This is a genomic window from Methylobacterium sp. SyP6R (assembly GCF_019216885.1).
Classification (GTDB): domain Bacteria; phylum Pseudomonadota; class Alphaproteobacteria; order Rhizobiales; family Beijerinckiaceae; genus Methylobacterium.
This window is the reverse complement of the sequence record NZ_JAAQRC020000001.1, coordinates 6,428,875-6,435,521: the sequence shown is the minus strand read 5'-3', so window position 1 is coordinate 6,435,521 and position 6,647 is coordinate 6,428,875. Positions and strand designations below refer to the sequence as shown.

The following is a 6,647-nucleotide window of genomic DNA, read 5'->3' as shown; positions in this document are numbered from 1 at the left end:
GACTGGTCCCTTCTCGGCCCGGTGGCGGCTGCCCGCTCCCGGTCCGTACGCAGATACGCTTGCCGCCCCGGCCCCGAACGCGGGGATGGGCGGCCGGGTCGCAGGCCCGGGAAGTCAACTCCCTCCCGGCCTTTGTCCCCTTGGTTCGTCCCGGTCTATCAACAACTGGTCTCGTTTCTCTTAAAGACCCCCGGGCCCCAATTCCGCGAGGCGCCGCCGAGGCTTGGCGGCACGGTGCGGCGATCCCGCGGGTGTTGCGCCGCGGTGTGGGCCGGTTGCGTCGATCGAGAGCGGGACGAGACCCGCGCGAGCGGCGGGCATGGACAAAAACTAGGCTGTCCGGGGGACTTTTCGCAACAGGAACGATCGGCGGCAAGGTGAACCGATCGTTACACCGGTCCTTCGCCCACGCCCGGTCCACAGCCTGTCCGGCGGCAACGTGCTGGAATCGTGACCGTTTCGTTGATGGGCCCGTTGGCCCTGCGAAAGACCTGTACGAACTCAAGGACTTGTCGAGAGCGGGGAGGGCGCCGGGGACAGGCCGGTGGAAACCGCTGCCGTGTCCTGCACGCACTTGACAGGCGCGTCCGCCGTCCCAGGCCAGGGGATCACCGTCAGTTCGGGCCACAGCGCCCGGGCCCGCTCCGCCTTGGCGGCGTAGGCCGGCCCGTTGGCGATGGCCGGGTTGGGGCGCAGGACCATCCCGAACAGGTCGGAAAGGCCGAACGGCGCGGCGATCGAGAGCGTGTCGTCCGGCTCGAGCCGCATTCCGACCGCGTGGACCACGGCCGCATAGCGGGACAAGGCCGCGTCGGCGCTCGGCAGGGGAGGGTAGGGGGCCCCGAAGCGACGCTCGAACCAGAGATGGACCCGGGCCTGGTTGCGGATCTCGACCGGGCCGACGCAATCCGCGAGAACCGGGGCCGCGCGGCGAAGCACCGCGTCCTCGGCCTCCCAGGACAGGTCGGCATCGTCGAAGTAGATCAGGTCGTAGTCGCGGATGCCGTGCCCGCGCGGCCGGCCGGTCAGGACGTTCCAGACCGTCTGGTAGAGGCAGCCAGCGACGAGGCGCCATTGCGGCAGGGCGAGGGAGCGGGCCTTCGCCAGAAGCGCCATCAGGTCGGGGTCGGCCCGGACGATGGCGGCGAGACGGTGTCGGTGCTCCGCTTCGTCAGGAGTCATACGAATTCCGCTTGATTCGTTCGAAAAAGTAAAGCGCGCCTCCCCTCTCCCGTGTGGGCTAGCGGATTCACACTTCTCCTCTGAATGCTAACCCATTGAAATTAAGCGCGCTTCCCCTCCCCCTTGTGGGGAGGGGCTAGGGGTGGGGGTGGTGCAGAAGGCACCGCTGCGCTCTATCCGGCACCACCCCCACCTCCAGCTCCTCCCCACAAGCTTGAGCGATCTCGGGCAAGCCCGAGATCGCCTGGGGAGGAGAGGCGCGCGACCTTCACCGGAGAAGCTCTCGAACCGAGAAGTGTGAACACACTAGCCCGTGTGGGAGAGGGGCCTGGGGATCGAAGATCCCGCGTGAGGGTGGCTCGGCTTCCGTGTAAAGCTGTGACCGTCGTGCTGGCAGCGGAACGGTTCAGTCTTCTTGCGGTACCGTCTCCACCCTGCGCGATCTTCGATCGCCCCTACCCCTCTCCCACACGGGAGAGGGGATCCCGCGCTTTATTGTTTCCAAAATAGATCAAGCGCAAGCTGTATCACGCCCCGGTATATTCCGCCCACGACATCGGCGTCTCGAACACCTTGACCGAGGACAGGAGCGGCAGGGCCGGCCGCGTCTTCTCCCAGATCCAGACCGCGATGTGCTCGGCGGTCGGGTTCTCGAGGCCCGGCACCTCGTTGAGGCAGTAATGGTCGAGGCGTTCGAGCACCGGCCCGAACGCGGCCTCGACGTCGAAGAAATCCACCACCCAGCCGGTCTCCGGATCGACCGGCCCGTCGAGGGTCAGTTCCACCCGGTAGGAATGGCCGTGCATGCGGTGGCAGCGATGGGTCGCGGGCACGTTGGGCAGCCGGTGGGCCGCCTCGAACGTGAAGGCCTGGGTGATCTTCATCTGTGGTCGCGTCTGGGGATGAATGTGTGCCGCCCCTTAGCACCGTTGGTCCGGCAGGCGAAATCACCCGCGGCCGGACTTACGGGATGCCGATCAGCTTGTGGGTCTGGAGGCTCAGGCGCCAGCGGGCGTCGCGCAGGCAATGGGCCACCGCGGCCTCGGTATTGCCGATCCGGTCGGGCCCGTCCATCGGCTGGAGCCAGAGGTGGCGGAAATCGAGTTCGGCGAGCGCGTCCGGGTCGAGCTCGGCCTGCGGATAGACGAGCTTCAACTCGTCGCCGCTTGTGAGGCGCAACGGCGCCCCGGCCTTGGGGCTGACGCAGATCCAGTCGATCCCGGGCGGCGGCTCCTGCGTGCCGTTGGTTTCCACCGCCGCCTCGAAGCCCCGGGCATGGACGGCAGCGAGAAGCGCCGCGTCGAGCTGCAACAGCGGCTCGCCGCCGGTGAACACCACGTAGCGCCGGCCCCGCGCCCCGTTCCAGGTCCGCTCGATCGCCTCGGCCAGCGCCTCCGCGTCGGGAAACCGGCCGCCGCCGATGCCGTCGGTGCCGATGAAGTCGGTGTCGCAGAAGCGGCAGACGGCTTGCGCGCGATCGGCCTCGCGCCCGCTCCACAGGTTGCAGCCGGCAAAGCGGCAGAACACCGAGGCGCGCCCGGCCTGGGCGCCCTCGCCCTGGAGGGTGTGAAAGATCTCCTTGACGGCGTAGCTCATGATGTCGATCGTCGGGCGCCGCCGGGTGGCGGCGCGCACGTTGCTCCATGTGGTTCTTGCGGCCATCCTGCCGTGTCAGATGGGAGCCGCGCCGGCAAGCCCACCGGATGCAGGCCTCCCGCGCAAGGTCGGGTGCCCTTTGGCCCCTGTGGACGGCCCTGTGGGCGGGCACGGGATGGCAGCGCCGCCATGCTCCCGCCACGGATGGTCGGTTCATGGGGGTGTCGCGCGGCGCTGTCAAAAGCTTCGCCGTTGCCTTACATTGATGGTCGGTCCGCCGTGCGGTGCCCGGGGCGGCGTGACCGGACGGCCTTCTTCTCAAGGCCGGACGGTCGCGGGAGGCGCTGCAGGGCGGCACCGGCACGACGGGGACCCATCGGAATGTTCACAGCTGCGCTGCTGCCGCGCCTCGCCGGACGCCTCTTCGGCCTCGGCGCCCTCGTGGCCGCCGGATCCTTGGCTGCCGGGACGGCGGGGGCGGTCACCGCGCCGATGCTGGTCGTCGACGTCGATTCCGGCAAGGTGATCTACAGCCAGGGCGCCACCGACCCCTGGTACCCGGCCTCGATCACCAAGCTGATGACGACCTACGTCGCCCTCGACATGGTGCGCCAGGGCCGCGCCTCGATGGACCAGCTCCTCACCATCTCGGAGGCCGCCGCGGCCGAGCCGCCCTCCAAGATGGGCTTCAAGCCCGGCACCCAGCTCACCCTCGACAACGCCCTCAAGATCATCATGGTGAAGTCGGCCAACGACGTCGCCTGGGCGATCGGCGAGAATCTCGGCGGCTCGATCGACGGCTTCGCCGCCCAGATGAACGAGACCGCGCAGCGCCTCGGCATGCGCGAGAGCCACTGGTACAATCCCAACGGCCTGCCCGACGCGCGGCAATGGACCTCGGCCCGGGACATGGCGGTCCTCGGCCGCGCCCTGCTGCGCGACTTTCCCGAGAACCGCGACCTGTTCTCGATCTCGGCGATCCAGTTCGGCCGCGCGGTGATGCCGAACCACAACGGCCTGCTCGGCCGCTATGCCGGCGTCGACGGGATGAAGACCGGCTTCATCTGCGCGGGCGGCTTCAACGTGGTGGCGACCGCCAACCGCAACGGCCGGCGCATCCTCACCGTGGTGATGGGCCAGGCGAGCGCCCGCGAGCGCGACCTGAAGACCGCCGACCTGTTCGATTACGGCTTCGGCCAGTCGGGGTTCAGCTTCGGCGGCCAGACGCTCAACGACCTGCCGGTCTCGTCGATCGCGGCCCCGCCGGACATGCGGCCCTATATCTGCGACAAGCGCCGGCCGATGCCGGCCGACTCGGATTCCTCCGCGGTGACCGCGGGTGCGGCCGCCGGCGGCAATGCCGACAACGCCAACGCGCAGCTGATGGCGGCCGGCGCGCCGCCCTCCTCGGCGCTCGCCTTCGCCACCATGAACAGCGCGGCCCTGCGCAACCGCGCCCTGCCGCCCCGGGCGCCGCTGCAGCCGGTGCTGGTCTGGACCGGCCGCGACCCGGCCGAGAGTGCCATCGCGGCGAACGACGACGCGCCGGCCAAGCCCATCACCGCCAAGCCAGCGCGGGTGAAGCTGGCCAAGCCCGTGCCGCAAAAGCCCGCCCCGAGCCGCAGCATCGCGGCGACCGGCGCCACCGTGCCGCAGCCCAAGCTGCTGGCCCGCCACAAGGGCGCGACGCCGGCCGCGGCCTCCGCCTTCGCCTCCACCGGCCCGGCCACCGCGGTGATCGCCGAGCCGAAGGGGCACAAGGCGGCGGTGACGCCCGCGGCGAAGCCGGCCGGCAAGGCGCCGAAGCCTGCGGCGAAGCCCGCACAGAAGGCCGAGGCCAAGCCCGCGGCGAAGCCGGCCGTGAAGTCGGCGCGCAAGAAGGACGATTGAGCCGGTGGCCGATGCGGCGCCGGTCTTCTGCCCGGACGGTGCCCTGGCCTACGACCGCAGCCGCACCGTGTTCGTGCCGGGGCGGGGGCTCGCCCTCGACGAATCCTACCGCCTCGCGCACCTGCCCCTGGTGGCGCCCGATCATCCGGGCGTGATCCCTACGCGGGAGAATCGGTACTACACGCGCGGCCGCCATCCCCGGGTCGTCTCGCTGGTGCTGCCGGTGCCGCAGGCGCATCTCGCCGCCGCCCCGGCCCATGCCGCCCTGGAGCGGGATCTGCGGGCCGCACCCTTCGCGCACAAGATCGCCTGGGAGGTCGCCGCACGCCGGGCCGACCGCCTGCACGCGACCCTGTGCGGTTCCCTCGCGGTCGGGCCCGAGGCGGTGCCGGTGCTGACGCCCGCGCAGCAGGCGGCGTTGGCCGCCCTCGGCCCGGTCACGGTCGAGCTACGCGGCCTGTTCTCGGGCAACATCAACCTCGGCCGGCTCTACCTGCGGGTCTATCCCGAATGCCGGGACGGGATCGACGTGCTGGCGGAGATCCAGCGGATCATGGGCCGGCCGGCGAGCGGGCTCTACCTCGTCGGTCTGCACGCCCTGACCGACGACCTCGACCCGGCGGAGGCCGCGTTCCTCGCCGAGATGATCGATCGTTGGTGGGACCGGCCGGTCCTGCGCCTCACGGTCGATGCGCTGTGGCTGCTCTGGGCCACCGACGATCAGGTCCTCGATGGCGGCGTGCTGGCGCAGGTTCCGCTCACCGGTCCGACGAGCCGGGATTGACGTTCGGCAGCCGGATGCGCAGTTCGCGGTGAATAGTCCGACGAGACCGCCCGCATGACCGACACCCCAGGCCGCCCGGCCCCGATCCCGCTCACGCTCCTCACCGGCTTCCTCGGAGCCGGGAAGACCACCCTGCTCAACCGGCTTCTCCAGGCGCCCGAGCTCGCCGACACGGTGGTGATCGTCAACGAGTTCGGCGAGGTCGGGCTCGATCACCTGCTGATCGAGACGGTGGACGAGGGGATGATCCTGCTCGGGGCCGGCTGCCTGTGCTGCACGGTGCGTGGCGACCTGATCGCCACCCTGGAGGACCTGCTGCGTAAGCGCGACAACGGGCGGATCCAGCCGTTCCGCCGGGTGGTGATCGAGACCACCGGCCTCGCCGATCCGGCGCCGATCCTGCACGCGCTGCTCTACCATCCCTACGTGGCGATGCGGTACGCGCTCCAGGGCGTCGTCACGGTGGTCGACGCGGTCAACGGCGACGGCACCCTCGACGCGCACCCGGAGGCCCTGCGCCAGGTCGCGGTGGCGGACCGGCTGGTGGTGACCAAGGCCGATCTCGCCGACGGGCGGGACGAGGCCCTGCGCGCGCGCCTGCACCGGATCAACCCGGGCGCCGCGATCCTGGCGCCGGACGCCCCGGCTGACGCGCTGCTCGGCGGGTTGTTCGACCCCGACGGCAAGGTGGCGGACGTGCGGGCCTGGCTCGGCGCGGAGGACCATCATCATCACCATCACGGCCACGATCATCACCACCACGACGTCAACCGGCACGATGCGGCGATCCGGGCCTTCCACCTGGTGAGCGACGCGCCGGTGCCGCGCGCGGCGTTCGAGATGTTCCTCGACCTGCTGCGTTCCGCCCACGGGCCGAAGCTCCTGCGCCTGAAGGGGCTGGTGGCGCTCGCCGACGATCCGGGCCGCCCGGTGGTGGTGCACGGGGTGCAGCACGTCGTCCATACGCCCGCGACCTTGCCGGCCTGGCCCGACGGCGATACCCGCTCGCGGCTGGTCCTGATCGTGCGCGACCTCGATCCCGCCTTCGTGCGCCGGCTGTGGGACGCCTTCCTGGGCCGGCCGGCGGTCGATGCGCCCGACGCCGCGGCGCTGACCGGCAACCCGCTGGCGATCCCGGGCGGCTGATCCCGGCGAGGTCGGTCCCGCAAAGGATCGGCACGCCGCTTGAACCGCC

General features: G+C 70.7%; 6 protein-coding genes. 3 read left to right on the top strand and 3 right to left on the bottom strand.

Going from position 1 to position 6,647, the window contains the following annotated elements:
* Positions 1–501: 501 nt before the first annotated feature.
* The 3 genes from HBB12_RS29455 to queE form a co-directional block, all read right to left on the bottom strand.
* On the bottom strand, positions 502–1,182 hold the full coding sequence (locus HBB12_RS29455) for a nucleotidyltransferase family protein (RefSeq protein ID WP_236992610.1): 681 nt from the start codon (positions 1,180–1,182) through the stop codon (positions 502–504).
* 527 nt (positions 1,183–1,709) lie between these two features.
* Positions 1,710–2,066, bottom strand: coding sequence for a 6-carboxytetrahydropterin synthase QueD (gene queD, locus HBB12_RS29450; protein WP_060849121.1), 357 nt, complete (start codon positions 2,064–2,066; stop codon positions 1,710–1,712).
* 79 nt (positions 2,067–2,145) lie between these two features.
* Positions 2,146–2,778, bottom strand: coding sequence for a 7-carboxy-7-deazaguanine synthase (queE, locus tag HBB12_RS29445; RefSeq protein ID WP_236992944.1), 633 nt, complete (start codon positions 2,776–2,778; stop codon positions 2,146–2,148).
* 381 nt (positions 2,779–3,159) lie between these two features.
* On the opposite strand from queE, the gene HBB12_RS29440 reads away from it, so the two are divergent.
* From HBB12_RS29440 to HBB12_RS29430, 3 genes are read left to right on the top strand one after another with little or no spacing between them, the layout of a single operon-like run.
* Positions 3,160–4,668 (top strand): D-alanyl-D-alanine carboxypeptidase family protein, encoded by a 1,509-nt coding sequence (locus tag HBB12_RS29440; RefSeq protein WP_236992609.1) that lies wholly within the window; start codon positions 3,160–3,162, stop codon positions 4,666–4,668.
* 4 nt (positions 4,669–4,672) lie between these two features.
* Positions 4,673–5,452 (top strand): hypothetical protein, encoded by a 780-nt coding sequence (locus HBB12_RS29435; RefSeq protein WP_236992608.1) that lies wholly within the window; start codon positions 4,673–4,675, stop codon positions 5,450–5,452.
* Between the two features lie 54 nt (positions 5,453–5,506).
* Positions 5,507–6,598, top strand: a complete 1,092-nt coding sequence (locus HBB12_RS29430; protein ID WP_236992607.1) for a CobW family GTP-binding protein — start codon at positions 5,507–5,509, stop codon at positions 6,596–6,598.
* Positions 6,599–6,647 lie beyond the last annotated feature (49 nt).

Excerpts from the sequence above, each read along its gene's own strand:
- queE (WP_236992944.1), bottom strand. The coding sequence starts at position 2,778 with ATGAGCTACGCCGTCAAGGAGATCTTTCACACCCTCCAGGGCGAGGGC.
- HBB12_RS29440 (WP_236992609.1), top strand. The coding sequence starts at position 3,160 with ATGTTCACAGCTGCGCTGCTGCCGCGCCTCGCCGGACGCCTCTTCGGC.
- HBB12_RS29455 (WP_236992610.1), bottom strand. The coding sequence starts at position 1,182 with ATGACTCCTGACGAAGCGGAGCACCGACACCGTCTCGCCGCCATCGTC.
- HBB12_RS29430 (WP_236992607.1), top strand. The coding sequence starts at position 5,507 with ATGACCGACACCCCAGGCCGCCCGGCCCCGATCCCGCTCACGCTCCTC.
- queD (WP_060849121.1), bottom strand. The coding sequence starts at position 2,066 with ATGAAGATCACCCAGGCCTTCACGTTCGAGGCGGCCCACCGGCTGCCC.